This is a genomic window from Haloarcula sp. CGMCC 1.6347, from assembly GCF_037078395.1.
GTDB classification, from domain to species: domain Archaea; phylum Halobacteriota; class Halobacteria; order Halobacteriales; family Haloarculaceae; genus Haloarcula; species Haloarcula amylolytica.
Genome location: NZ_JAYMGX010000001.1, coordinates 50,912 through 76,069, shown reverse-complemented (window position 1 = coordinate 76,069; position 25,158 = coordinate 50,912). Strand labels below are relative to the sequence as shown.

The window sequence follows — 25,158 nt, the reverse complement described above, 5'->3', positions numbered from 1 at the left end:
CTGTCGGCATAAATCTGCTGTCAACGGTGGGGATAGTGAGCCCGGGTGTCGCGTTCCGGTGATTGGAAACCCGTGTCGCCACCAACCGCACTCCCGGAGATTTGCCAGCTATGTAGGACTGACAGTTCAGGTATGGACGAGTACGTACGGGTCAGACTGCTATTATAAGCGGTTATTGCGAGCGGGCGGGCAGCCCCAAATACATGACTGTTGACATAAACGGAGCTGGTACTGGGTCACAGCAATCGGGCTGGCAGGCGTCACGCCGGTCCGTGCTGTCCAGTATCGGTGCCGTAGCGGGCATCGGACTGTTCAGCGGAACCGGGCAGGCACAGACGGGGGCTGGACTATCGGGGGCAGGAGCGCTGTACCTCGTCACGACGGGAGCCGGACAATCAAACGGGAACGGCAACGGAACGGAGTATCTGGTGCTCGACGGCAGCGGCAGCGTCGCGTTCTCGACCGGCGGTACTGCCGATGAGGCGTTCCAGTATGCCTTCGACAACGTGCCGGACAGCGGCGGGGCCGTTATCGCCAGCGCCGACACCTTTCGCTTTGGCGAGCCGGCGACGATGGGCGACAACACCGCGCTGACCGGCCACCAGGGGGCCCGCTTCGTCGCGTCACAGACGGGAACGGGGGAGGACCCCGCACCGTCCGAGTCCCAGTCGAACCCGCTGCCGGCCGGCCACGACCTCGTTCGCGTGCGCGGTGACAACGTCGCCGTCACCGACATCGAGTTCGACGCCAACGGGACACAGCTGAACAACCAAGCCGTTCAGGCCGATCAGTGCGACGGCGTCTACATCGCCCGCAACCGGACGGTAAACGGCTTCCAGATGGCGCTGTCGTTCACGCGATGTACGGGTGTAACAGTCGAACACAACGAGGTCGTCAATCCGAACTGGTACGGTATCACCAGCCGGGCCGCACCGACCGGCAGCGACCGCGACCTCCGGCAGTCCAGCGATGTGGTCATCGCCGGGAACCGCGTCGTCGGCGTGAAGTTCAACAACATCGCGCCGTACAACGTCGCGAACTTCGCCGTCATCGGTAACGTCGCCGTCGACGGCGGCCACAGCCTCATTGCCTGCTCGCCGGCCCAGCGCGGGACCATCGTCGGGAACGTCTGTCAGGACCTGACGGAGTTCGCACCCGACCCTGGCGGCGAGGCGGGCATCGAAATCGAGTACAAGGAGACCCACCTCCGGGACGAGGTAGCCGGGACCCCCAGAGCCCGGTCGTCCGACATCACTATTTCGGGTAATCAGGTCGACAACTGTCCGGTTGGCATCCTTGCGCGAACGGTCCCAGCGGATGCTGACAACACCGACGCACGGAGTGCAGAGCGACCGTACAGTTTCACCATCACGGGCAACACGGTCAGCAACGCCTCAGCGGCCGGCATCCGACTCCGGTCGGGCAACGCGGGCGTGGTCGCGACGAATACGGTCCGGAACGCCGGGACTGCGGTCGACATCGACGAGGAGTTCACCGCGGACATTGAGCAAGGACTGAACGTGACCCGGTAACAGCGGTTCGAGAGGGGGTTGTAAGATATAAACCGCCGGCCCGCAAACGACACAGCAATGACCGACGACGAGGAGACGGTCCAGTGCTGGCTGGTCGAACGCTCCAGTTTCGGCGACGAGCGGATGGTGACGCTCATCTACGCGCCCCCGGAGGGCGACCGCCACCTGACCAAGCAGCTCTCACCGAACCTGCTCAGACGGAAACGGATTACGGCAGCGACGGATGTCGAGGTCGACAAGCTCGAACCCGTAACCGACGAGGAGACGCGGGAGCGCTACGCCACGGAGGCCCAGCGGATGGCCGAGCGCCACGACCCCGACGCTGAGGTGTAACCGGCCCTGAGACGGTGTGTGGCCGCGTGCTGACTTTCTTGCGTGATAACTGGAACACGAAAGACTATACAGGCGGCCGTCACAAACCGGCCGTATGGCAGCGATAGAACTGGATGGCGTCACCAAGCAGTTCGGGAGCCTCACCGCACTGCAAGGGGTCGACCTCACCGTCGAGGAGGGCGAAATCTTCGGCTTCCTCGGCCCGAACGGGGCCGGGAAGTCGACGACGATCAACATCCTCCTGGATTTCGTCCGCGCGACCGACGGGTCGGCGACGGTGCTCGGCCACGACATCCACGAAGAACCGAAGCGAATCCGTGCCCGCACTGGAGTCCTCCCCGAAGGCTACGACGTGTACGACCGGCTCACCGGTCGCCAGCACCTCTCCTTTGTCATCGAATCGAAAGACGCCGACGCTGACGCCGACGAACTGGCCGAACGGGTCGGCATCGCCGACGCCATCGACCGCAAGGCCGGCGGCTACTCCAAGGGGATGCAACAGCGGCTTGTGCTCGCAATGGCCATCGTCGGCGAGCCCGACCTCCTCATCCTCGACGAGCCGACGACTGGGCTCGACCCGAACGGCGCACGGCTGATGCGTGAGATCATCCGCGAGGAGAACGAGCGCGGCGCGACCGTCTTCTTCTCCAGTCACATCCTCGGACAGGTCGAGGCCGTCTGTGACACGGTCGGCATCCTCCAGAACGGCCGCCTCATCGCGAAAGACAGCGTCGCCGGGCTGCGCGAGGCCGCCACCGGTGACACCGTCCTCCGCGTGACGCTGGCCGACGGCGACGGCACCGACGCCGCGGTCGCGGCTATCGAGGGGCTCGACGAGGTCTCGACCGTGACCGCGGACGGGACCACGCTCACTGTGGGCTGTGACAGCGACGCGAAGATGGCCGTCCTCAACGCCGTCGAGGAGAGCGGGGGCGAAGTCGCCAACTTCGAGACAGAGGAGGCCTCGCTGGATGAGGTGTTCGCCGCCTACACCGAACAGCAAGAACAGGAGCAACCGGAGGTCGACGCATGAGCGCCGAGCAGAACCCCGTCAAGCGCCTCCTCGGCGATATCGACACGAGCATCAAGAACTCCGAGTTCGCCGACTGGTACCCTATCTCGAAAAAGGAGTTCCGCGATACGGTCCGCTCGCCGTGGATCTGGGTCCTCTCGTTGATCTTCATCGTCCTCTTCGCGCTGCCGGCGCTGCTTGGCCTGTATTTCAACATCGGGCAGCAGTTCGCCGAGTCCGGGGCGTCGCTGACGACAGACGCGTACGTCCGGTTCGCACTGCCCATTGCAGCGCCGCTGCTCCCCGCAGTCGCTATCGTGATCGGCTACGCCGCCATCGCCCGGGAGAGCGAGCGCGGCTCCCTGAAGATACTGCTCTCGCTCCCGTACACGCGCGGCGAACTGCTCGCGGGCAAGTTCGTCGGCCGGAGCGCGATCACGCTCATTCCGGTCACGGTCGGGCTCCTGACGACCCTGCTGGTGATACTCCCGTCACAGATTGAGATCGCGTGGGAGTCGTTCCTGCTGTTCGCACTCACCACGATGGCCTATGGGGTCGTGTTCACGGCATTTGCAATCGGCCTCTCGGCGGCGCTGAAGACTGCACGACGGGCGATGGCGGCGTCGCTCGGGATCTACGTCTACCTGCAGGTGTTCTGGTCGAACCTGGGGACGGGCCTGGGGAACCTGCTGTCGGACCACGCGAATATCGGCGAGGTGACCCAGCTTCACGTCGAACTGTTCGTCTCGCTGCTGAGCCCCATCGCGGCGTACCGCACGCTCGTCCAAGAGATCCTGCAGGGCTCGCCGATCCGCTCGCGGCTCCTCCTGACGTCGAACCCGCAGGCGACATGCGAGAAGATGCTGGGTGGGACGCTCGAAGTGACACAGGCCGGTGGCGAGTGTACCAGCGCCGCGCTACCGCCCCAGTACGGGACGGTTGCAGTCATTGGCTACCTCCTGCTGTGGCTGGTCGTCCCGCTGGTCGCCGGCTACTACGTCTTCGAAAACAAGGACCTGTAGGCCTACAGGACACCAGCGTCGTCCAGCAATTCTTCGAACTCGCTCTTGGTGAGCGTCTTGACGCCGTGTTCTTCCGCGTCGTCCCGTTTTCGCTGGCCGGGATTATCGCCCAGCACCAGATAGTCCGTGTTGCCGGAGACGCTGCTCGTCGCCGACCCGCCGTTGCGCTCGATTAGGTCCTGTGCGTCGCTGCGGGTGTAGCCGTCGAGCGACCCGGTGAAGACGAACGTCTGGCCGTTCAGGGCGTCGCCGCCCGTTTCCTCAGCGGCCTGGGGGTTGACGTGGTCGAGCAGACGGTCGATGACGGCGCGGTTCCCCTCGCCCTCGAAGAACTCTACGATTGAGCGCGTGACGGTCGAACCTACGTCGGGCACGGCCTCGAAGGCGTCGGTGTTGCCCTCGTCGGCAGCGTCCAGTATCGCCTCGAACGTGCCGAACTCCTGGGCGAGATTTCGTGCGGTGACGGTGCCCACTTCGGGGATACCCAGCGCGACGAGGAAATTCGCAAGCGGCGGCTCGCGGGCGTCCTCCATCCCTTCGACGAGGTTCCGGGCGCTGGTCTCGCCCCAGCCCTCCAGGTCGGTGAGGTCCTCGACGGTGAGTTCGTACAGGTCCGCGGGGTCCGAGACGAGGTCGGCGTCCAGCAGTTGCTGGACGGCCTTCTCGCCGAGGCCCTCGATGTCAAGCGCGTCGCGGCTGGCGTAGTGCTCGACGCTGCGCTCGCGCTGGGCGGGACAGGTGAGGCCGCCGGTGCAGAACGCCATCGGACCATCGTGCTCGACGGGGCTGTCACACGCCGGGCAGGTGTCCGGGAACTCGAAGTGGCCGTCGCCGTCGTCGTCGAGCACTTCGACGACGTCCGGGATGACGTCGCCGGCCCGCTTGATGCGGACACGGTCGCCCACGTCGACGCCGAGGTCGGCGATGAGCGAGGGGTTGTGCAGCGAGGCGCGGGAGACGGTGACGCCGCCGACCTCGACGGGGTCCATCAGCGCGACGGGGGTGAGCCGGCCGGTCCGGCCGACCTGCACGACGATGTCCCTGACCGTCGTCTCCTCCTTGCGGGCCGGGAACTTGTAGGCGAAGGCCCACCGCGGGGCGCGCGAGGTCGAGCCGAGTTCGTCGCAGGCGTCCATGTCGTCGACTTTGATGACGACGCCGTCGATCTCGTAGTCGAGGTCGTCGCGGGCCTGCTGCTGGTCGGTCCGGTAGTCGATGGCGGTGTCGATGTCGTCGACGACGGCGGTCCGCTGGCACACCCGGAGGCCCCACTCGGGGAACCGCTCGTGCATCTCGCTGTGGCTCTCGAAGTCGACCGAGGCGTCGAGGACGCCGAAGAAGAACACCGACAGCGGGCGTTCTGCGGTCACCGACGGGTCGAGCTGGCGGAGCGTCCCGGCGGCGGCGTTGCGGGGGTTCGCGAAGGGGTCCTCGCCGCGCTCGACGCGCTCGCGGTTGAACGCCGTGAAGGCGTCCCGCGGGATGTACACCTCGCCGCGGACGGCCAGGAAGTCGGGGTAGTCACCGCGCAAGCGCTGTGGAACACTAGAGATGGTACGGACGTTCTCGGTCACGTCCTCGCCGACCTCGCCGTCGCCGCGGGTCGCAGCGCGCTGGTAGACGCCGTCCTCGTAGACGATCTCGATAGAGAGGCCGTCGAACTTCGGCTCGCAGAAGTACTGCACATCGTCGGTGTCGAGCCCGTCTCGGACCCGCTCGTCGAACTCTCGCACGTCCGCTTCCTCGCCGCCCTGATCGATAGAGCCCATCCGGGCGACGTGTTCGACGTCGGGGAGTTCGTCGAGTGGCTCGCCACCGACGCGCTGGGTCGGACTGCCGTCGGTGTCGAGGTCGAACGCCGATTCGAGTCGCTGGAGCCGGGCAAACAGCGCGTCGTAGGCCCGGTCGCCGATGACCGGGTCGTTCTCGACGTAGTAGCAGTAGTCGTGATAGCGGAGCGCCTCGCGCAACTGATCAGCTTGCTCGCGGGCCGTCGCTTCGTCGAGAGTCGTTGTGTCCTCGAACTCGGTCGGGGGTCCCTCGACATAGGGGTTGTCCGCGAGATCAGCGTCGTCGGCTACAGCCATTACAGTCTGTTCTGGGTGCCGACCACTAAGCAACTCCGTCTGGGATTGCAGAGTGTTATACCAACAACAGCGGCCCTCGTCAATCAGCGCGCTGAGCGCCAGCCGACTCCGACGTTACGCCGGCAAAGCCGGTCCGGTCGACCGCGATAGCATCGACGTTGGCAAACAGGAACCCGGCGAAGCCGACGCGGATCAGGAGCCCCATGTACTCGCTGATGACGGTCAACACGAACGGGTCGAACACGTCCGCAACCGCAAGCAACGAGTAGGCGACGAGCATCCCGATGAGGAACAACAGGAGGTTCCGGGACTTCCAGTGCAGGAGCCGCTGGTCGTCGGGCAGGTCGGCCGCACGACGCCAGACTGGGCCGAGTAACAGGTACGCAAGCAGGAGCTGGCCGATAACGAGGACGCCAAAGCCGACGAGTCCGATAGCGCCGCCGACGATCGTCCCGCCGTTGAAAGCGATGACCTGTACCGCCGGGATGGCGGCGGCGACAGCCAACGTTCGGCGGGACGCCCCGGCTATCGCGACCGTGAGCGTCCACAGCACCGTGTACGCGACGAAGTCGTCGACGATGTTCGGGACAGTGAGCTGGGACCCGGGCACTGGCAGGACGCCGGCCGCCGTCAGCGCGGTCGTCACGGCTGAAATCCCGACGACGGCCACCACCGGGTAGCAGTAGTGTCGGTGGGACGACGGAATGCGCCTGAGCCACCCAGAGAGCACGACGGCCGCGACGGCCAGCAGGACCGCGGCGATCTCGTAGACGGCCGACCCGCTAATCATCGTCGCCCCCGACGCGCTGTTGTCCGGCGGTCGGTGTCGCCCCGTCCGTTCCACCGTGACCGACTGCCCGCGTCTCGAACGCATCGAGTCGATCGATGAGTTCTCGGGTCCGTGTCGAGAGGTCCTCTGCCCGCTGCCGGACGGCACTCATCGTTTCGGCGGTTTCCTGGGCCGTATCGGCCAGGTCGTGGGACTGCTCGGCGACGTCGCTGGCAACCTCGCCGACGGTGTCGATAGTCGCGGCCAGTTCCTCGGTCGCGCTGGCACCGTCGTCGGTCGCCCGCGAGATCTCGGCCATCGCATCGTCGACATCGTCGACAGTGTCAGTCAACCGCTCGACGGCGTCACCGACCTGATTGACCGTGGTAACGCCCGCGTCGATGCGCTCTCTGGTGTGGTCCATCTCGTCGGCCACCTCGTCGACTTCCCCGCGAGCCCCCTCAACGATACTCTCGATCTCGTCGATCGCCGCCTGGGTTTCCTCCGCGAGCGTCTTGACTTCCTCGGCGACGACAGCGAACCCGTCACCGCCGTCACCGGCGTGTGAGGCCTCGATGTTGGCGTTCAGTGCGAGCATATTCGTCTGCTCGGCGATATCATCTATCAGTCCGGTCGTGGCCGCGACGTCGTCCATGCGGTCATCCAAGTCAGTCACCAACTCATCGAGATGGGTCACAGCGGTTTCGATTCCTTCGATGGCCTCAATGGCCTCCGCCGTCCGGTCTGTCCCGGTCGCGCCAACGTTCGCGGCTTCCCCGGCCTGTCGAGCGACCTCGTCAGTCGTCGAGGCGACTTCCTCGACGGTCGCGGACAGGTCGTTCGTCTCCTCGATGGCCGTTTCGAGCTGGGTTGCCTGGGCTTCGATATCGCCGGCCAGTTCCCGGATATCGACGGCAAGAGACTGGTTGAGTTCCTCGACCTCTGTCGCGTCGGCAGCGACGGCCGTGCTTGCTTCCTCAACATCAGTTGCGAACTGCCGGATATCGACGACAGTCTCCGAGAGGCCGTCGGCCATCTCCTCGTAGGCGACCGAGATCCGTTCGACGGCATCGACACCGGTGTCTGTGTCGAGGCGTCGGGTGAAATCGCCGTCAGCCGCGGCCGTCATTGCGTCACCGATGTCCGTCGCATGATCAAGGAGCGTTTCGTTGAACTCCTCGGCCTCCTGTCGCGCCGCCTGTGCGTCTTGCTTGGCCTGTTCGGCCTCCTTACGTGCGGTTTCGGACTCGTCGAACGCGTCGCTGAGAGAGCGGCGCATACTGTCAAAAGCCGATGCGAGGCGACCGAACTCGTCCGCGCGGTCGACGTCCGGACTAGTCTCAAGGTCGCCGTCCTCGATAGCTGTCGCGGCGTCGGTCAGGCGCCGGAGTTCGACCGCCGCGTTCCCGGCCAGAACAATCGCGAGCAGTCCGAGATTGAGCGTTACCACGAACAGCGTCCCAGAAATGGCCGCGAGTCCAGCCCCCTGATTTGCCGCGTGCGCGGCAAACACAGCCCCGAACGCGAGCGTGACTGCGAGCGTCACACCGATTGCGACCCCGATTCGTCGGCTGTAGTGGGTCACAACCCTCGTTCGCACGTTCGTTTCAGTCATACGTGCGAATTTCTGACCTCCTGACTTATGCCTACCTTTTCGAATTCAAATACTGATAACTGGGGCGTCGAGGCCTAAAAACGGTCTTTTATAGATATTCGGAACTGGGCGTTTCGATCCTGCACAAGCACAATCGCTATCAGGGGGAAAACAGGAGAGGAGGGGCAAAAACTCCGCAAACCGAAAGTTATCGGCCAATACTGGCGCTTGGTGCCTTGATAACGAGTTCCCCGTCGCTTCGGACAGTGACCGAGTGGCCAGCATATTCAAACGAGATACTGACAGGCGTCGAGCGCTTCGAGGAGTCGACGAGTGAGTCGAGCGCTTCGGGGTCGACAGTCTCGTACAGCGGTGCGAAGTCAGTCTGTTCCCGGCCGGTCATGGCGGAGATGTACTCAGTCACTGCCGCGCTCGGTCGCGTCTCGCTCCAGTCGAACTGTTTTCTGGTCACGTTCATCGGTGTTGAGGAGTCGCTGTCCCTACTCCGCCTGTTGCTTTTACTCATATGGTTCGTCTATCTACATCAAAGTAGTCGGCAGTAATATAGTCTTCCCAGCATTATCAAACTGTGAAAACGCCAAGTGGTAGAAGCGAGCCGCCCTAGAACGGCCTATAGCCCCGGCCTCAGTCGATTATTCCTCAATTTACAGATCGGCCACGTCTTCGATTGCGTCGGTTAGCTCTTTGATACTCTCAACGGTGTGTTCGCCCATGTGTCCGATACGGAAACTCTCCTCGCTGATGTCGCCGTAGCCGCTGGAGAACACCATGTCGTATTCTTCGGAGACGGCCTCGACCGTCTCGGCGACGTTGATGTCCTGCGTGTTCTCGATGCAGGTCACCGTCTGGGACTCGTAGCCTTCCTCGGGGTAGAGGTCGAAGTGTTCGCGCGCCCACTCGCGCGTGTACTCGGCCATCTCCTGATGGCGCTGGTCGCGGGCGTCGTGGCTCTCATCGAGCATGTGCTTCATCTGCTTGCGGTACGCGAGCATGAGCGGAATCGCCGGCGTGGAGTGGGTCTGTCCCTTCCGGTCGTAGTAGTCCAGACAGCGCTGGAAGCCGCCGTACCAGGACGCCGAATCCTTCTCCAGTTCCCGCTCGTAGGCCGCGTCGCTGACGGCACAGACCGCGAGCCCCGGCGGCATGGCGAAGGCCTTCTGCGTGGACGTGAAGATAGCGTCGATGCCGTGGGCCTCGATGTCGATCTGGTCGCCGCCGAGGCAGGAAATCGCGTCAACGATGAAGTAGGTATCCGGGTACTCCGCGACCACGTCGCCGATCTCCTCGATAGGGTTCCGGACGCCGGTCGAGGTCTCGTTCATCACGGCCCCGACGGCGTCGTAGTCACCGGATTCGAGCGCGTCACGGATGTCGCCGGGCTTGACCGCCGTGCCCCAGTCGTACTCGATGCGGTCGACGTCCTTGCCGAGGCGCTCTGCGACGTTGGCCTGGCGCTCGCTGAACGCGCCGGAGGTCGGCACGAGCATACTGTCTTCGACCAGGTTGAGCGTCGTCGACTCCCAGAACTCCGTGCCCGACGCCGTGAGCACGATGACATCGTTGTCGGTGCCGAGGAACTCCTTCGTGTCCTCGACGATGGTGGTGTAGAGGTCCGTCATCCGGTCCATCCGGTGGCCGAACATCGGTTCGGCCATCGCCTCGATAACGTCGTCGCGCACCTCTGTCGGCCCCGGGAGATACAGCGTCTTGTCCTGGTACTCGTCTTTGTATTCGCGTTTTTCGGTCACAGAACCACCTGTAGTAGGTGGACTCTCGAATCCGGGAGGCATGGTAGTTTTGATACCGGACGAAGCGAATCAATGCGTGCTCTAAAGCGGGGACCCGCTCACGCAAAGAATACGCAGACAGCGACTGTACTCTGCAGGAAGTATTTACCAATTGAGCAGTCACGTTCGTCCATGGGCAGCCACACCCCGCTCACGGACGCCCAGCGAGCGGCCGTCGCCGATAGAGCGGTCGAGCAAGTCTCCGACACGCTGATCGAGATGCACGCCGACTCGGGTTCGGGTCACCGCAAACCGCTCAGCGACGACGATACCAGCGGACGCCGTACATGACCAGACCGGCGTAAATTGCCGGGCCGAACAGAACTGTGGCACTGGTCGCCACCGCTCCGCTGAACAGATATCCGAGGAACACGTCGATAAACACCAGTAGGAAGGGAGCAAGCGCGAGTGCCTTCCCGCCGGTTCTGAGCGCCGCGTCGAACGTCGACTGTGTCGCGGCAATTGCCCCGACACCGGCGACGACGAGGAGATACAGCGCGGCACCCGGAGGCGAGACGAGTGGGAGGGTAAACAGCGCGATACCGGCGAGCAAGACACCGACGAGTGTCGGCCCGTTGTCGCTCTGTGCGAGCGCGTTCTGGATACCGTCGACGTCGCCGGCGTTGAGGGCCGCTTCGAGGTCAGACGCGGTCTGACTGCCGTCGGCATCAAGGACTGTTGTCCCGGTTCCGGCATCGACCGGGCTCTCGAAGTCCCGGCCGCAGTGCATACACCACGTCGCGGTCGCACTGACTTTCTCCGAGCAGTGAGGGCAGCGGGGATCGGCGGTCATACTGTCATGTTCGAGGGCGCACAGTTAGCGGTTACGGGGGGAGAATATACAGGTGTCCGCGGTAAACGGGGTGTATGGATTGGGTCGCACGGGCCGAGAGCCTCCTGTACGATGGCGAGGTGATCGAAGCGGACGTCAGGCTGGACCGTGGCGGGGTCGTCGTGACGAGTCACCGTATCCTCGTGTTCACGCCCGACCGCGAGGGGTCGAACTACCGGCAGGTCGACCGCCCCAACGTCGAGGGCGTCGACGTCACCACCAGCGGCGACTGGTCGTTTCTCGAACTCGGCGTGAAGGCGCTGGTCGTCGGCGTCGTGCTGGTGGCCGCCGGGATGACCGTGAGCCTCGACAGCCTCGTCAGCAACGTCTCGCTGGACAGCGGCGGTGCCGCCAGTGCCGTCGGTATCGGGGGGATGCTGGGGATGCTCCGGACGATGCTGTCGCTGATGGCGCAACTGGACGACCTGCTGCGCCTGTTCGGCGGCCTCGCGCTGGCCTTCGCCGCCGTCGTCCTCGGGGTCTATCTCTGGAGCCGCGACCGACTGCTCGTCGTGCGCGTCGCCGGCGACGACGACATCGAACTTGCTGCGCCGGAGGACGAGAGTATCGTCGAGCGAATCGAGGCCGCCATCGTTCCGGAGGCGGCCCCTGCCGACGCCGGGAACGTCGACCGGCCTGCGCCCGACGACCCGCTCCCGTGACGTTCAACCCCGCCGAGCACCAACTCCGAGCTAATGGACGCCGACGGGGTTCGAGAGCGCGCGGGGTCGTTGCCACGGGAGCCCGGCGTATACCTGTTCGAACAGGGCCGGGACGACAAGCGCCGGGTCCTCTACGTCGGGAAGGCCGTCGACCTGCGTGACCGCGTGCGCTCGTATGCCGACCCGCGGAGCGAGCGCATCGCCAAGATGGTCGAGCGGGCCGAGACCATCGACTTCGCCGTCACCGACACCGAGACGCAGGCACTGTTGCTCGAAGCGAACCTCATCAAGCGCCACCGGCCGCCGTACAACGTCCGGCTGAAAGACGACAAGTCCTACCCGCTGGTCCAGTTGACCGACCATCCAGTCCCCCGAATCGAGGTGACCCGCGACCCCGAGGACGGCGCGACCGTCTACGGGCCGTTCACCGACAAGGGGCGGGTCGAGACGGTCGTGAAGGCACTGCGCGAGACGTACGGCCTGCGGGGGTGTTCCGACCACAAGTACAGCAACCGGGACCGACCCTGTCTCGACTACGAGATGGGCATCTGTACCGCGCCCTGCACCGGTGAGATCAGCGAAACCGAGTACGCCGAAGACGTCGAGTCCGTCACGCGGTACTTCGAGGGCGAAACCGGCGTCCTCGCGGACCCGCTACGCCGCGAGATGGAGACCGCCGCACAGAACCAGGAGTTCGAGCGCGCCGCGAACCTCCGGGACAAGCTCGGGGCCGTCGAGGCGCTCCACGGCGAGGGCGACACCGCCGTTAGCGACTCCGGGGGATACCAGACGACGGACGTTCTCGGGGCCGCCGTCGAGGGCGAGCGCGCCATCGTCGCCCGGCTCCACGCCGAGGGCGGCAAGCTCGTCGAACGGGACCGCCACACGCTGGAGGCCCCGGACAGCGAGGGGACCGCGGGCGTGTATCGGGCGTTCATCCCGCAGTACTACGCCGAGCGGGACCTGCCGGACCGGATTCTCTGTGCCGAGGCCCCCGCCGACCCGGACATCGAAGCGTGGCTTGAAAGTGAGGGCGTTACGCTCGGGGTGCCCGGTGCCGGACGGGAAGCGACGCTGGTCGACCTCGCGTTGAAAAACGCCCGCCAGCGCGGCGGGGCTGACGACGAGAGCGGCCGTCTAGCCGACGCACTGGGTATCGACCGCCCGAGCCGTATCGAGGGCTTCGACGTGAGCCACGCGCAGGGCCGGTCAGCCGTTGGTTCGAACGTCACCTTCGTCGACGAGACGCCCGAGAAGAGCGACTACCGCCGGAAGAAGCTCACCGAGCAAAACGACGACTACGCGAACATGCGCGAACTCCTCCGTTGGCGGGCCGCGCGCGCCGTCGAAGGCCGGGACGACCGGCCGGACCCGGACCTGCTGCTCATCGACGGCGGCGACGGCCAGCTCGGGGCGGCCCGCGACGCCCTCGCCGAGACTGGCTGGGACGTGCCGGCCATCGCGCTGGCGAAGGACGAGGAACTGGTCATCACGCCCGACCGCGTGTACGACTGGGACAGCGACGCCCCGCAGCTCCACCTGCTCCAGCGGATTCGCGACGAGGCCCACCGCTTTGCCGTCCAGTACCACCAGACGCTACGGGATGAAGTGTCGACGACGCTCGACGACGTGCCCGGCGTCGGCCCCGAAACGCGGAAGCGACTGCTCCGGCGCTTCGGCAGCGTCGACAACGTCAGGACGGCCTCCGACGAGGAGCTGACAGCTATCGACGGTATCGGCGAGCAGACCGCAGAGACGATTCGGACCCGGCTACAGTGATTTTGTATAGCGTTTAGTAGTTTATCGGGCCATAGCGCTCAGATTCGCTAATCTGTCGAGAAGAGGCTAAAGAAGGTCGCTATATGGCGATCCCAGCGTCTTAATGCCGTTATAGCGAAACGACCGAGTTCCGGAGCGTCCCGACACCCTCGTAGGTTATCTCGATTGTGTCACCGGGCGCGACCGTCCCCGGGTTGGCCGGACTGCCGAACGCAACAACGTCGCCCGGACGGAGCGTGAACCGCTCGGAAAGGTACGCGACCACCTCGTGGGGACCGAACAGCATCTCGCTGGTGTTGGCAGACTGCCGGCGCTCGTCGTTGATGTCAGTGTACATGTCGAGACCTGTGGGGTCGACGTCAGTCTCGATCCACGGCCCCAGCGGTCCGGACCCGTCGAAGGCCTTCCGTGCCGTGCGGCCCTGCTGGTCCAGCGCGTCGACGTCGTTCAGTACCGTGTATCCCTGGACGGCGTCGGAAACGTCAGCCGGGTCAAGGTCACGACACCGCTCACCGATGACCGCAGCCAGCTCACCGGCGTAGGTGAGTTCGTCGGTGAACGGCGGGTAAGGGATGTGCTGCTCGTGGGCGAGTAGCGCTGTCGGGGGTTTGATGAAGAAGTCCGGTTCCTCGGGCCGGTCGTAATCCATCTGGTCGTTGGTCGCGGCGTAGTTCCGACCGACGCAGTACAGCGCGGTCGGTTCACACGGCGGGAGGAGTCGTCCATCGCGGCCGACCACATACTGGCCATCGTCAGCATGGACGACGCCGTCAACGTATTCGCCAGTGACCGGTCCATCGTCCGTTAACAGTCGTGCGGTTCGCATACGCTGTGGTCCGAAGGCCGGTCAAAAAGGCGTGTCGCCCCACACTGCTCGAAAGACCGTTTTGAATGGGATGTGAGCCGTTCTCGGGTCGCTTCGTCGAATGAGACTGCCACTGGAGCAGTATTAGATAAATTCCATTGCGCTATATGAAATGGCCGCTAGCGACAACCCCATTCAGAACCTGGGGGTCAGAAACGCCGTGCTGACCACCGAAGTGACTTTTTCGGGCAACGCGTATCAGCAGATATGGCTGTGACCCGACGGCTCCTCATGGCCGTCGTCGGAGTGTTGTCGTTGCTGGTCTATCTCTCGGCGGCATACGTGGGGTACGCGCTGCTTCTACCAGTGTGGGACAGCCGTCCGTCGCCGCTGATAGCCGCCCTTGTCGTTATCGTGACGGCAATTGTTCTCGGCATCGTGAACTACTGGGCTGCTACGGCGCGGCTCAAGCGGTCTCTCGACGCAGTCGAACTCTCGCGAGCGCGTGTGCCGGAGGTCTACCGCCGCCTCGACACGCTCGTCGATCAGATGGACGTCGAGACGCCGACGTTGCTACTGGCGGAGCTGCCGGTCCCGAACGCGTTCGCCATCGGCGGCGGCGCTGGGGTTATCGTCGTCGACCGGCGGCTGTTCCAACTGTTATCCGCGACGGAGTTCGAGGCGCTGCTGGCACACGAACTCGCGCATCTGGAGACCCGGGATGCGCTCGTTCAGACTGTCGCGTACAGCCTCGTCCAGACGGTTGTCGGGCTTGTCGGCCTTGTTCTGTTTCCCGTCGTGGTGCTAACCGGTGGCCTCGCGCGCTCGTTCGCATTACTGCGTGGCAACCCCTCGTCGTGGTCGCGCTCCTGGCTCGGGCGGGCACAGCGGTACGCGCTACAGGTCGTTGCCGGTCTCGGATTCGCGGTAGCGCTGCTGATACTCGGCTACTCCAGGCGTCGCGAGTTGGCAGCCGACGACCGCGCGATCGAAATAACGGGGAACCCCGTTGGACTCGCCCGAGCCCTCACGAAAATCGAGCAGGCGTCGAAGTCGGACACCGGTCTCCTGCGACAGCTATACGTTCACAGCGAAGCGGACAGCGAGCTTTCACGTCTCCTGTCGACGCACCCGCCGATGGATGAGCGGATACAGCGGCTACAGGAGAGCGCAGCACGGAGTTCCGCGAGGGTGAGCGAGGCGTCGGGCAGCCGTCGGTAGCTGCGTCGTTCAGCGACGGCCGGGAGCGCCGTAGTATATGCAAACGATTGCTTATAGAGATGGACAACCTCATTCAACAAACATATAGGACATATATGACCAGGAATCGGTCTTCTTCGTGGTAGATACCGCTCGAAACACGTCGGTTTTGGCGGGCGTGTCTGACCGACGACAGTCTCGTTTGAGGCGTGAGAGGGGACGAACATTGTACACCAATCTCGTCAAGGTGAGTGAGCAGTAGGATGTGTCGCGTCCGAGGCCGACACGGGGAAAGTCTCTATATGCACATTGAGAGCAACATAGCGGTCCTAGAAACTGCTATGTTCGGCAAGGCGCTTACATCCGCATATGCAAGCCAGCATCCCGCAGCGAGCGACCGAGGGGGCAAAGAGCCACACATACGGATGCCCACTGTGTAACTGTGGTGCGGACAGTGAAGACGACATTTACTGCCATCTGCTGGTCTCACACCGGAAGAGCGCACTTGTTGACGCGCTTCTCGAAAGAGTGGACAGCGACGAGTTGGCCCGGGTTTAATTTCGGTACGGGCGTCAGTATCGTCTGGTAGTACCAAATAGTTAATTCTGGAGAGAGTAGTACGGTATTTGTGTTCATACTTGTCCACTTGTTACCCATATTCTGAAATCGAAGGGTAACACTGGCACCGCTCGCGTGGTAGATTCGACTCGGTTCGAGAGCCCTGGGCCGTACTACAGCGCATTGACTGCTATTTTTTCGTCGGTGCGGTTTATCGCTATAAATTGAATACTGCTATATCAAATGCTGGGAGACGACTCGGGCGACGGCCGGTCCAGCAACTACCAGCAGCGGGTCAATAACATACATACACATGTTAGACTATGAGATGTATTTATATACTAGGAGAGGTCGCAGCAGCGATCAGTCGTAGCGACACGGCAACAGAATGCGAATAGCTCTGGGATACCGGTACGGCCGACCAATAGTAATTTCCAAGGAACACAAATACCGCAACGCGGCCACGTCCCACGTTGTGACAGATCTGGCAACACACAGATCGTGTTGGTGCTATTTGACAGCGGTAGCTATTTTAGTGGGCTTCAATTTCGGTTCCGCTGTGAGTCGGTCATCGCGAATTCGGGGTTGGACCGGCGACGCTGATTACACTGGCTACGGTGCCTGTTATCCAGCATTGCCTCCGTGACCCACCAGTCGTTCCATACCGTCGAACGACGCGGCACAGCGAAGGATGGGAAACGCGTAAGTATTGGGAATGAGATGAATTAAACGTATGACGCAGACGTATGAGAACTATATCGGCGGTGAATGGACCGGGAGCGGAGAGACACAGGACGTCACGAACCCGGCAGACGAGACTGACGTCGTCAGCACGGTTCCGGTGGCCTCGGCGGCGGACGCCGACGAAGCGGTCGCGGCCGCGGCGGAAGCAACAGACGAATGGGGCGGGATGCCTGGCCCGGAGCGTGGCGCGATCCTGCGTGAGACCGGTGAAATCCTGAAGTCCAGGAAAGACGAGCTTGCGGAGACGCTGACCCGCGAAGAGGGGAAACCGCTCGGCGAAGCCGAGGGCGAGGTACAGCGTGCGATTGATATCTTCTATTACTACGCGGAGAAGGCCCGCGACTTCGGCGGCACTGTCAAACAGCCAAGCGGCGGCCGCGCCGGTCTGCAGACGAAAAAAGAGCCGATGGGCGTCGCGGCGCTTATCACGCCGTGGAACTACCCCATCGCGATTCCGGCCTGGAAGATCGCCCCGGCGCTTGCGGTCGGCAACACCGTCGTCATCAAGCCCGCGATGCAGGCGCCGACCGTCGGCGCAATGATCGTCGAGGCGCTGGACGAGGCCGGTATTCCGGACGGCGCTATCAACCTGGTCTGTGGCCCCGGTAGCGAGGTCGGAGAACGGCTGACCACCCACGACGACGTCGACGTGGTGTCGTTCACCGGCAGCGCAGCCGTCGGCGAGCACGTCTACGAACAGGCGACGAGCAACGGGAAGCGCGCACAGGCAGAAATGGGCGGGAAGAACCCGACCGTTGTCATGCCGAGCGCCGACGTGGACAAAGCGGCCGACATCGTCGGGGCAGGGGCCTTCGGCGGGACGGGGCAGGCCTGTACAGCGACCTCCCGGGCTATCGTCCACGAAGACGTGTACGACGAGTTCCTCGACGCCGTCGTCGACTACGCAGAGTCGCTCGAGATCGGAAACGGCCTCGACCGGGCCGGCATGGGACCCCACGTCAGTGAAGACGAGCTCGCGGGGAGTCTGGAGTACATCGACATCGCACAGTCGGAGGGAGCAACCCTCGAAACGGGCGGCGAAGAACTCACTGGTGGCGAGTACGACGCCGGGAACTTCATCTCGCCGGCCGTCTTCTCCGACGTCGAGCCTGACATGCGTATCGCACAGGAAGAGGTGTTCGGGCCGGTGCTCGCCGTGATTCCCGTCTCCGACTTCGACGAAGGTGTCGAGGTCGCCAACGACATCGACTACGGGCTCTCGGCCAGCATCGTGACCGACCGAATCGAGGAGGAAAACGAGTTCATCGAGCGCTCCGAGTCCGGTGTGGTCAAGGTCAACGAGAAGACGACCGGACTGGAACTGCACGTTCCCTTCGGCGGCCTCAAGCGCTCCTCGACGAACACCTACCGCGAGCAGGGTGACGCCGGACTGGAGTTCTTCAGCTACATCAAGACGGTGTACCGCAACAGCTAATGGAGGCGGCCACCGTCGCTGACGGTGGAGTGTAGTTTTTATTACAATAAAGTTATATAGTATTATTCTTAATATCCTGTTGCTCTTGTCCACCGCAAGAGCAAGCGTGCAAAGTCATGGTCGTAGCCCAACCGACCGACGATGGTGGAACGGTCCCAGCATCAACACTGTCTGTCCCGTACAGGCGTTCCACTCTCGTTGTTAGCGCCCCGGCATCCGAAGCAAGTTTCACTACCGCGAAGTGCCACTAGCCGGTCAGAATGCGGCGAGAAACGAGACCGTCATTCGAATGGGCGCAGCGCCGTTCTGTCAGTGGCAGTCATTGTAGACACCTCGTGTGAACACAGCGAGTGCGACAGGGCTTCGAAGTTGCCCCTGTCAGACGAACCGTGGCGCTCCGCCCTCGACAGTCCGTTCAGTATTATGGAACGGTTCCCGTAACGGTTGTACTGTCGTTATTCTCGATACGGAAACCGGAGAGCGTAGACGAAGACAGTCCACAGACGGCCCGTGAAACAGTATTTTCCGCCCGGATTATCGACGGGTCGCTGTAGAATATCTGCGGGTGAGACAGTCATATGGTTCCATAATACCAAACATCTATGTCATCTGCTGGGACTAGTTTACTTAACAGACGAACTACCATTCGCCACTCTAGAACAGCGGGAGCTGACACGGGCGTGCCAACACAAAAGATAATATCCAGCCAGTCGATGGCAGCGGCATGAACGTTGACGCGCTCACGGGAGGATTCGACCGTCGAGACTGGCAGGAACAGACAGAGACCGACGATCCAGTACGGTTCGCGATGATCGGCGTCGGCTGGTGGACCACCGAACAGGCGATGCCCGCCGTCGACGCGGGGGACCTCTGTGAGACGACTGTGCTGGTCAGCAGTGACCGCGAGAAGGCGGCCGATGTGGCCGCTGATTCGGAGACAGTCGAACACGCGATCACCTACGAGGAGTTCCACGAGGGGGCCGCGAGCGACGCGTACGACGCCGTCTACATTGTCACCCCGAACGCGCTCCACCTCCCCTACGTCGAGACGGCGGCAGAACTGGGGAAGGCAATCCTCTGTGAGAAGCCGATGGAGGCCACCATCGAGCGCGCCGAGCGAATGGTCGAGGTCTGTGACGAACACGACGCGACGCTGATGATCGCCTACCGGATGCACACCGAGCCAGCCGTCCGGCGGGCGAAGGACCTCATCGACGAAGGGTACATCGGCGAACCGCTGTTCGTCCACGGGAATATGACCGAACCCATCCTCGAACTCGTCCCCGACCCCGACCAGTGGCGGCTGGACGGGGAGCTTTCCGGCGGCTGTGCCGTGATGGATATCGGCCTCTATCCGCTGAACACGAGCCGATTCCTGCTGGATGCCGACCCCGTGGCCGTCCGGGGGACTGTCGCATCGGTACAGGAAGAGTTCGCCGACGTGCCAGACGAACACGGCGCGTTCCAGTTAGATTTCCCCGGCCACATGTACGCGGTGTGTACAGCCAGCCAGAACGCCCATCTCGACAGTCACATATCCGTACTCGGAACCGAGGGCAAGGTCCGCGTCGAACCGGCCTTCTATCCCTGGGACGACCGTGCGCTCCAGCTTTCCCACGAGGGAACGACGGTTGACATCGACTTCGAACAGATCGATCAGATGGAAGAGGAGTTCGAGTACTTCGCCCACTGTCTGCTGACCGACACTGAGCCCTACGCCGACGGTGAACACGGCCTCGTCGACATCAACACGATCAAGGCAATCTACGAGGCCTCCGAGACGGAGTCGACAGTCACACTCGACTGAATGCGGTACGGGATTTTTTGACCCGGCCGGGCGTAGTTCGGCGCATGGTTCAGTCAACGTGGGACGACTGGTTCGTCCGTGACGAAATAGAGGCGACAGACCCCGGCGATGGCGTCGTAATCTGGTACCTCGGTTGTAACGGCTTCGTACTCCGGTCGCAGTCGACGACACTGTACATCGACCCCTACTTCGGGACTGGCGACCCGCCGAACCTCATTCGCATGATTCCGGTGCCGATAGACCCCGCCGACGCGACCCAGTGTGATGCCACACTCGTCACACACGAACACATCGACCACATGCACCCGCCCTCGTACGGCCCGCTGGTCGAGGACCTCGGAGCGGACCTGTACGCCCCGTCGGCATCGTATGACTCCCCGGACTACGACGGTGAGATGCGGGTCCCCGACGAGCAGCGCAACGAGATCGCCGTCGGCGACGAGTTCGCTGTCGGTGATTTCACCGTTCACGTTACTGGCACCAACGACCCCGACGCCATCGAGCCGGTGGGGTACGTCATCGAGCACGACGCCGGGACGTTCTTCCACGCCGGCGATAGCCGGCCTGCCGAGGCGTTTGCCGACGTCGGCGAACGGTTCGACATCGACGTGGGCGCGCTGGCGTTTGGCACCGTCGGCTCTATCTACGAGCCCGAGCCGGACTGCGGTGTCAGAACGAAGTGGTACATGGACGAAAACGAGATTATCGAGGCCGCAAATCAGCTCCAGCTATCCCGGTTGCTCCCCTCACATCACGATATGTGGCAGGGCGAAGCCGGCGACCCGAAGGTGCTCCACGAGCACGCGGTGTCGTTCGACTACCCCCGAGTCATCGAACCGCTGTACATCGGCTGTTCGGTTCGGCTGGGTGAGGCCGGTATTCGTCGTATTGACGCGCTGGACTGAGTGATACTGCCGGCTGTAACTATTTCAAGATATTCGCCACCCCGAGATGGCGAGATTCTTCACAGACTTACAGCTGGCAGATGAGACCGTGGTTCCGGTCACCGCTGTGTCGGCCGCTCAAACAGAGACGGCGTATCTGTCGCGGGGTAGCTTTAATATCCCCACCACAGTATGTCCGGCAAATGTCGCCAACGATAACGAGGATCGAAAGCCGAGAGTTCGAGTACCCCCTTAATGACGTCGGGACCGATAAGCACGGCTTCAATCTGGTCTATGCGCCGGGCGAGACAACCACGCGGAAACTGTTCGGCGTACAGATTCACACTGACGAGGGAATCACGGGCGAGTACGTCGGTGGGAACTCGCCGGCAGCCGCCCAGTACAACATCATCGCAGAGTACCTCATCGGCAAGGACCCGCTGAAACGCGAGAAACACTGGTCCGAATGCAAGCGCGCGCTCCGGAAGTACGACCGGATGGGTATCGGCCCGATCGATATCGCGCTGTGGGACTTCGCCGGCAAGTACTACGACGCGCCGATTCACGAACTGCTGGGGACCTACCGCGAGCGTATCCCCACCTACGCGTCGACGTACCACGGCGACGACGCGGGCGGGCTGGACTCGCCCGAGGCCTTCGCCGACTTCGCCGAGGAGTGCCGCGACGAGGGCTTCGGCGGCTTCAAGATTCACGGCTGGGGCGGCGGCGACGACGCCCGAAGTCTCGACCGCGAAGTCGAGGCAGTCCACGCCGTCGGCGAAGCGGTCGGCGACGAGATGGACCTGATGCACGACCCCGCCTGCGAACTGGAGACGTTCGCCGACGCGCTGGAACTGGGCCGGGCGCTCGATGAACAGGGCTTCTTCTGGTACGAGGACCCGTTCCGCGACGGCGGTATCTCACAGCACGCCCACAAGAAGCTGGCACAGAAACTCGACACGCCGATTCTCCAGACCGAACACATCCGCGGACTGGAGATCAAGTCCGACTTCGCCGCCAGCGAGGCGACCGACTTCCTCCGGGCCGACCCCGAGTACGACGCGGGCATTACCGGCGCGATCAAGGTGGCCCGGATGGCCGAATCGTTCGGGCTGGACGTGGAGTTCCACGCACCCGGCCCCGCCCAGCGCCACTGCATTGCCGCCTGCCGCAACTCCAACTACTACGAGATGGCGCTGGTCCACCCGGACTGCCAGAACACCCAGCCGCCGGTGTATGAGGGCGGCTACTCCGACCTGATGGACGCCGTCGACGACGACGGGACAGTCAGTGTCCCCGACGGCCCCGGCCTGGGCGTGGAGTACGACTGGGACTACATCGAGGACAACACCACCGGGAGCGTCCACATCTACGAATAGCGGCACTGTTTCTCCCGGTAAGCGCACTCCGTCCGTTTTGACCGCCGCAGTAGCGAGCCGTCTCGTCGTTCGCGGAGTCAGGCCGCCGAGCGTCGTCCTGTTGGGCCTCAGGCCAATACTTATGCCGGAATCGTCCGAACGGATAGTAGTTGATGACAGACGGAGACAGGACCCTGACCCGCCGGGAAACGCTCCGCGCAGCCGTCGCCCTCGGAGGGTCGACAGGGCTCGCAGCCTGCCTCGACCTGGAGGGGCAGCCAACGGAGGCGGGAGGGACAGACCGCGGTACCGACCGGCCGGCTGGCACCGAATCGGAGGCTGAACTACCGAGTCGACAGCACGCGTGGAACGAGTTCTCTCGAACCGACGAGCACGGGAATCCGGTGCCGGCTCGGCACCATGTGTTGTTGCTGGCCGACTATGTTGGCGACGGACCGGTCGATGACGGCGACCAGACGCAAGCGGAGAACGCGTTTCGCGAGCTAGAGGAGACGTATCGGTGGGCGTCTGACGGGCTTCTGTTTACTGTCGGCTACTCCCCGGCGTACTTCGACCGGTATGACGAACCGCTCTCCGAGTCGGTCGACCTGCCACAGCCAGCGGCGCTGGCCCCTTTCGAGGACCCGTCGTTCGATACCCCGGACCTCCTCGTTCATCTGGCAAGCGACCGCGCTTCGGCGGTGCTGGAGGCCAAGCAAGCGCTGTTCGGTGAGCTGGAGACCGCAAACGGGAGCGAAGTCACCGAAACCATAGACGGGACGGTCGAGTTGGTCGACCGACGGACGGGGTTTATCGGTGCGGGGCTCCCGGCGGAACACGACGACGTGGACGACGTTCCGGACGGCGTGGTCCCCGAAGATGCACCGCTGTTCATGGGTTTCAAATCGGGGTTCCGACAGAATCAAGCGACGGAAGACAGCGTAACGATCGCGGAGGGGCCGTTCGCGGGCGGGACCACGCAACACCTCTCACTGCTACGCACGGAACTGGACCAGTGGTACAACCAAGACTCCCGGGAACAGCGCGTCGCCAAGATGTTCTCGGCGACGCACGCGGCGGAGAACCTGGTCGAGGGTGTGGGCGACAACCTCGGTGATTCGTCGCTCGTGGCGGAGACTGGTGTCGCTGACCGAGTCGAGGACGACGCATTTGAGAAGGGAGTGGTCGGGCACGCACAGAAACTCGCGCGTGCACGAGATGAGGGCGGTGACCCACGGCTCCTCCGACGCGATTTCGCGACGGTAGACGATGGCCAAACCGGAGTACACTTCCTCAGTCTTCAGGAGGGCATAACGGACTTTATCCGGACCCGGAACGCCATGAACGGCGACGACGTTGCGAATGTCGGCGGCGTCGGTACGAAGAACAACAACGGGATACTGCAATACGTTACGACGGTTCGACGCGGGAACTACTTGCTCCCGCCCCGCTCGAAACGCTCGTTCCCCCGTCCGTCGTGACCCAGCCGGCCCCACAGTCCGCCCGAACGACGGCGACGGTCTATCCCTGACAAGGTTTTTATCCTTTCCGAGAGCAGAGGGATACCATGTCGCCCAGGAGAAACCCGACGCGCCGGGACTTCATCGCTACGAGTGGGGTAGCACTTGGGGTGAGTGTCGCCGGCTGTGCAACGGGGGATGACGCCGCGGACGAGACCCCGTCCGAGGCTGCACCTGGCGGTACCGAATCGACGCCCGAGGGAACCGAACAGGGGCGGGGAAATGAGCTCCCGACAGCGTCTGCCCAGGAACGGCCATTAGTGCACATCCCGGCACATCAAGACGGGATGCGGATGGTCGGTATGGCGGAGGTAGGACCGTATATGGTGGCGATGTCCTATACACTGCTTCACGACTTCTGGATACTAACTGGCAAGGAGAAGAGTTACGTACAGATCGAGGACGGGCAGGGACTGCATCTCATGGCAACCGTGTGGGACCCGGAATACAACCAGCGCATCCCGCTGGGTAGCCCGCCGGTCGAGGTTCGAGCCGCCGAAAGCGGCGACAGTGTGACCAAAAAGTCGCTGTGGCCGATGCTGTCCCAGCAGATGGGCCCACACTTCGGGGACAACGTCGCGTTTCCGGAGGAGGGAGAGTACACGGTGCAACTCTCGTTTGACCCGGTCTCAGCGCGGCAGTTAGGGGAGTATCGCGGGCGGTTCACCGACGCGGTGGACGCCGAGTTCGACCTGCTGTTCAGAACCGACATCACGAACAACATTCGCGAGCGGTTCGTCGACGAGGCGGGACAAGCGGGGGCGCTCGAACCGATGGAGACGGATATGCAGCCCGACGGAAGGCTGGCGGATGCAGCGTCGCTACCGGGTGAACACGGCGGGATCGTCGAAAGTGGTGCTGCGGAATTTGTGGTGCAGGTGCTGCGTAGGGCTCCGGCCGGAATCGACAGCTCTGGCCCGTATCTCGCCGTGTCCGCTCGAACGCCGTACAACCAGTATCCCCTCCCGTTCATGGGTCTCCGAGCAACTGTGGCCAACGCCGGCGAGGAGGTCCGCGAGCCACTGAAGGCAGCCGTTCACCCCGAGCTGGGGTATCATTACGGTGCCCCGTTCCCTGCTATCGCGATGGGTGACGAGGTGACGCTTTCGGTCGGGGCCCCGCCACAGGTCGCGCGACATCGCGGCTACCAGACTGCGTTTCTGGAGTTCGACGACACGACGCTCACGCTCGGAGACGGGACGTAGGGGGCTACTCGGGGACACAGCGAGGAGACGACAGTTCTCACGCCAGACGTGGCCTGGCCGTGTACTGTCAGCTACGAGCGAGATGCGACTCCGGGTCAGAGTGCCACATCGGGAGAGAGTCTGCTACCGCCGAGACGACGGAACCCGGCTACAACCATCGCACGGAAGGCGGGCGCTGGGATGCCGGACGACCGACGACGAGAGAGCGCACG

General features: G+C 63.4%; 21 protein-coding genes. 14 read left to right on the top strand and 7 right to left on the bottom strand.

Going from position 1 to position 25,158, the window contains the following annotated elements:
* The first annotated feature begins 203 nt into the window (after positions 1-203).
* The 4 genes from VI340_RS00370 (at position 204) to VI340_RS00355 (ending at position 3,899) form a co-directional block, all read left to right on the top strand.
* Positions 204-1,532 (top strand): right-handed parallel beta-helix repeat-containing protein, encoded by a 1,329-nt coding sequence (locus VI340_RS00370; RefSeq protein ID WP_442905112.1) that lies wholly within the window; start codon positions 204-206, stop codon positions 1,530-1,532.
* 57 nt (positions 1,533-1,589) lie between these two features.
* Positions 1,590-1,865: a hypothetical protein gene (locus VI340_RS00365; protein WP_008311289.1), complete on the top strand. Its 276-nt coding sequence runs from the start codon at positions 1,590-1,592 to the stop codon at positions 1,863-1,865.
* 94 nt (positions 1,866-1,959) lie between these two features.
* Entirely contained in the window at positions 1,960-2,898 is a 939-nt protein-coding gene (locus VI340_RS00360; RefSeq protein WP_336357543.1) for an ABC transporter ATP-binding protein, read from the top strand.
* Positions 2,895-3,899 (top strand): ABC transporter permease, encoded by a 1,005-nt coding sequence (locus VI340_RS00355; protein ID WP_008311292.1) that lies wholly within the window; start codon positions 2,895-2,897, stop codon positions 3,897-3,899. Before VI340_RS00360 ends, VI340_RS00355 begins: the two co-directional genes overlap by 4 nt.
* Positions 3,900-3,901: 2 nt before the next feature.
* On the opposite strand, the gene ligA is transcribed toward VI340_RS00355, so the two are convergent.
* The 5 genes from ligA to VI340_RS00330 form a co-directional block, all read right to left on the bottom strand.
* Positions 3,902-5,986: an NAD-dependent DNA ligase LigA gene (ligA, locus tag VI340_RS00350; protein ID WP_336357542.1), complete on the bottom strand. Its 2,085-nt coding sequence runs from the start codon at positions 5,984-5,986 to the stop codon at positions 3,902-3,904.
* Between the two features lie 79 nt (positions 5,987-6,065).
* Positions 6,066-6,776 (bottom strand): rhodopsin, encoded by a 711-nt coding sequence (locus VI340_RS00345; protein WP_336357541.1) that lies wholly within the window; start codon positions 6,774-6,776, stop codon positions 6,066-6,068.
* On the bottom strand, positions 6,769-8,370 hold the full coding sequence (locus VI340_RS00340) for a methyl-accepting chemotaxis protein (RefSeq protein ID WP_008311297.1): 1,602 nt from the start codon (positions 8,368-8,370) through the stop codon (positions 6,769-6,771). The genes VI340_RS00345 and VI340_RS00340 overlap by 8 nt, the downstream gene beginning before the upstream one ends.
* A gap of 187 nt (positions 8,371-8,557) precedes the next feature.
* Positions 8,558-8,827 (bottom strand): HalOD1 output domain-containing protein, encoded by a 270-nt coding sequence (locus VI340_RS00335; protein WP_008311299.1) that lies wholly within the window; start codon positions 8,825-8,827, stop codon positions 8,558-8,560.
* Positions 8,828-9,014: 187 nt separating this feature from the next.
* The gene (locus tag VI340_RS00330) at positions 9,015-10,118 is read right to left on the bottom strand and encodes a pyridoxal-phosphate-dependent aminotransferase family protein (RefSeq protein ID WP_008311300.1); all 1,104 of its coding nucleotides are present in this window, start codon (positions 10,116-10,118) and stop codon (positions 9,015-9,017) included.
* Positions 10,119-10,289: 171 nt separating this feature from the next.
* Between VI340_RS00330 and VI340_RS00325 the strand changes: the two genes are divergently transcribed.
* Entirely contained in the window at positions 10,290-10,448 is a 159-nt protein-coding gene (locus VI340_RS00325; RefSeq protein ID WP_161606628.1) for a hypothetical protein, read from the top strand.
* Here VI340_RS00325 and VI340_RS00320 read toward each other — a convergent pair.
* A complete protein-coding gene (locus VI340_RS00320; RefSeq protein WP_336330403.1) occupies positions 10,414-10,887 on the bottom strand; it encodes a hypothetical protein in 474 nt (157 codons plus the stop codon). The two genes, VI340_RS00325 and VI340_RS00320, sit on opposite strands and share 35 nt — an antisense overlap.
* Positions 10,888-11,024: 137 nt before the next feature.
* Here VI340_RS00320 and VI340_RS00315 point away from each other — a divergent pair, with 137 nt between their 5' ends.
* Both VI340_RS00315 and VI340_RS00310 read left to right on the top strand, forming a co-directional pair.
* Complete coding sequence (locus tag VI340_RS00315; RefSeq protein ID WP_008311304.1) at positions 11,025-11,651, top strand: hypothetical protein; 627 nt, start codon at positions 11,025-11,027, stop codon at positions 11,649-11,651.
* Positions 11,652-11,684: 33 nt separating this feature from the next.
* Positions 11,685-13,430, top strand: a complete 1,746-nt coding sequence (locus tag VI340_RS00310) for an excinuclease ABC subunit C (protein WP_336357540.1) — start codon at positions 11,685-11,687, stop codon at positions 13,428-13,430.
* A 109-nt stretch (positions 13,431-13,539) separates the two neighbouring features.
* Here VI340_RS00310 and VI340_RS00305 read toward each other — a convergent pair whose 3' ends face one another.
* Positions 13,540-14,256: a fumarylacetoacetate hydrolase family protein gene (locus tag VI340_RS00305; RefSeq protein WP_008311309.1), complete on the bottom strand. Its 717-nt coding sequence runs from the start codon at positions 14,254-14,256 to the stop codon at positions 13,540-13,542.
* Positions 14,257-14,502: 246 nt separating this feature from the next.
* On the opposite strand from VI340_RS00305, the gene VI340_RS00300 reads away from it, so the two are divergent.
* From VI340_RS00300 to VI340_RS00270, 7 genes are all read left to right on the top strand, one after another.
* Positions 14,503-15,456, top strand: coding sequence for a M48 family metallopeptidase (locus VI340_RS00300; RefSeq protein WP_336357539.1), 954 nt, complete (start codon positions 14,503-14,505; stop codon positions 15,454-15,456).
* Between the two features lie 1,270 nt (positions 15,457-16,726).
* Positions 16,727-18,172, top strand: coding sequence for an aldehyde dehydrogenase family protein (locus VI340_RS00295; RefSeq protein WP_336330364.1), 1,446 nt, complete (start codon positions 16,727-16,729; stop codon positions 18,170-18,172).
* A gap of 724 nt (positions 18,173-18,896) precedes the next feature.
* Positions 18,897-19,979 carry a D-xylose 1-dehydrogenase Gfo6 gene (gfo6, locus tag VI340_RS00290; RefSeq protein WP_336357538.1) on the top strand — a complete coding sequence of 361 codons (1,083 nt, stop codon included), beginning with the start codon at positions 18,897-18,899 and terminating at the stop codon, positions 19,977-19,979.
* Between the two features lie 44 nt (positions 19,980-20,023).
* The gene (locus VI340_RS00285) at positions 20,024-20,884 is read left to right on the top strand and encodes an MBL fold metallo-hydrolase (RefSeq protein WP_336357537.1); all 861 of its coding nucleotides are present in this window, start codon (positions 20,024-20,026) and stop codon (positions 20,882-20,884) included.
* Positions 20,885-21,066: 182 nt separating this feature from the next.
* Positions 21,067-22,242: a mandelate racemase family protein gene (locus tag VI340_RS00280; RefSeq protein WP_336357536.1), complete on the top strand. Its 1,176-nt coding sequence runs from the start codon at positions 21,067-21,069 to the stop codon at positions 22,240-22,242.
* A 152-nt stretch (positions 22,243-22,394) separates the two neighbouring features.
* Positions 22,395-23,702 (top strand): DUF7405 family protein, encoded by a 1,308-nt coding sequence (locus tag VI340_RS00275; RefSeq protein WP_336357535.1) that lies wholly within the window; start codon positions 22,395-22,397, stop codon positions 23,700-23,702.
* Between the two features lie 86 nt (positions 23,703-23,788).
* A complete protein-coding gene (locus VI340_RS00270) occupies positions 23,789-24,946 on the top strand; it encodes an iron transporter (RefSeq protein WP_336330368.1) in 1,158 nt (385 codons plus the stop codon).
* Positions 24,947-25,158: the final 212 nt, after the last annotated feature.

Excerpts from the sequence above, each read along its gene's own strand:
- VI340_RS00370 (WP_442905112.1), top strand. The coding sequence starts at position 204 with ATGACTGTTGACATAAACGGAGCTGGTACTGGGTCACAGCAATCGGGC.
- VI340_RS00365 (WP_008311289.1), top strand. The coding sequence starts at position 1,590 with ATGACCGACGACGAGGAGACGGTCCAGTGCTGGCTGGTCGAACGCTCC.
- VI340_RS00360 (WP_336357543.1), top strand. The coding sequence starts at position 1,960 with ATGGCAGCGATAGAACTGGATGGCGTCACCAAGCAGTTCGGGAGCCTC.
- VI340_RS00355 (WP_008311292.1), top strand. The coding sequence starts at position 2,895 with ATGAGCGCCGAGCAGAACCCCGTCAAGCGCCTCCTCGGCGATATCGAC.
- ligA (WP_336357542.1), bottom strand. The coding sequence starts at position 5,986 with ATGGCTGTAGCCGACGACGCTGATCTCGCGGACAACCCCTATGTCGAG.
- VI340_RS00345 (WP_336357541.1), bottom strand. The coding sequence starts at position 6,776 with ATGATTAGCGGGTCGGCCGTCTACGAGATCGCCGCGGTCCTGCTGGCC.
- VI340_RS00340 (WP_008311297.1), bottom strand. The coding sequence starts at position 8,370 with ATGACTGAAACGAACGTGCGAACGAGGGTTGTGACCCACTACAGCCGA.
- VI340_RS00335 (WP_008311299.1), bottom strand. The coding sequence starts at position 8,827 with ATGAACGTGACCAGAAAACAGTTCGACTGGAGCGAGACGCGACCGAGC.
- VI340_RS00325 (WP_161606628.1), top strand. The coding sequence starts at position 10,290 with ATGGGCAGCCACACCCCGCTCACGGACGCCCAGCGAGCGGCCGTCGCC.
- VI340_RS00320 (WP_336330403.1), bottom strand. The coding sequence starts at position 10,887 with ATGCACTGCGGCCGGGACTTCGAGAGCCCGGTCGATGCCGGAACCGGG.
- VI340_RS00315 (WP_008311304.1), top strand. The coding sequence starts at position 11,025 with ATGGATTGGGTCGCACGGGCCGAGAGCCTCCTGTACGATGGCGAGGTG.
- VI340_RS00310 (WP_336357540.1), top strand. The coding sequence starts at position 11,685 with ATGGACGCCGACGGGGTTCGAGAGCGCGCGGGGTCGTTGCCACGGGAG.
- VI340_RS00305 (WP_008311309.1), bottom strand. The coding sequence starts at position 14,256 with ATGCGAACCGCACGACTGTTAACGGACGATGGACCGGTCACTGGCGAA.
- VI340_RS00300 (WP_336357539.1), top strand. The coding sequence starts at position 14,503 with ATGGCTGTGACCCGACGGCTCCTCATGGCCGTCGTCGGAGTGTTGTCG.
- VI340_RS00295 (WP_336330364.1), top strand. The coding sequence starts at position 16,727 with ATGACGCAGACGTATGAGAACTATATCGGCGGTGAATGGACCGGGAGC.
- gfo6 (WP_336357538.1), top strand. The coding sequence starts at position 18,897 with ATGAACGTTGACGCGCTCACGGGAGGATTCGACCGTCGAGACTGGCAG.
- VI340_RS00285 (WP_336357537.1), top strand. The coding sequence starts at position 20,024 with ATGGTTCAGTCAACGTGGGACGACTGGTTCGTCCGTGACGAAATAGAG.
- VI340_RS00280 (WP_336357536.1), top strand. The coding sequence starts at position 21,067 with ATGTCGCCAACGATAACGAGGATCGAAAGCCGAGAGTTCGAGTACCCC.
- VI340_RS00275 (WP_336357535.1), top strand. The coding sequence starts at position 22,395 with ATGACAGACGGAGACAGGACCCTGACCCGCCGGGAAACGCTCCGCGCA.
- VI340_RS00270 (WP_336330368.1), top strand. The coding sequence starts at position 23,789 with ATGTCGCCCAGGAGAAACCCGACGCGCCGGGACTTCATCGCTACGAGT.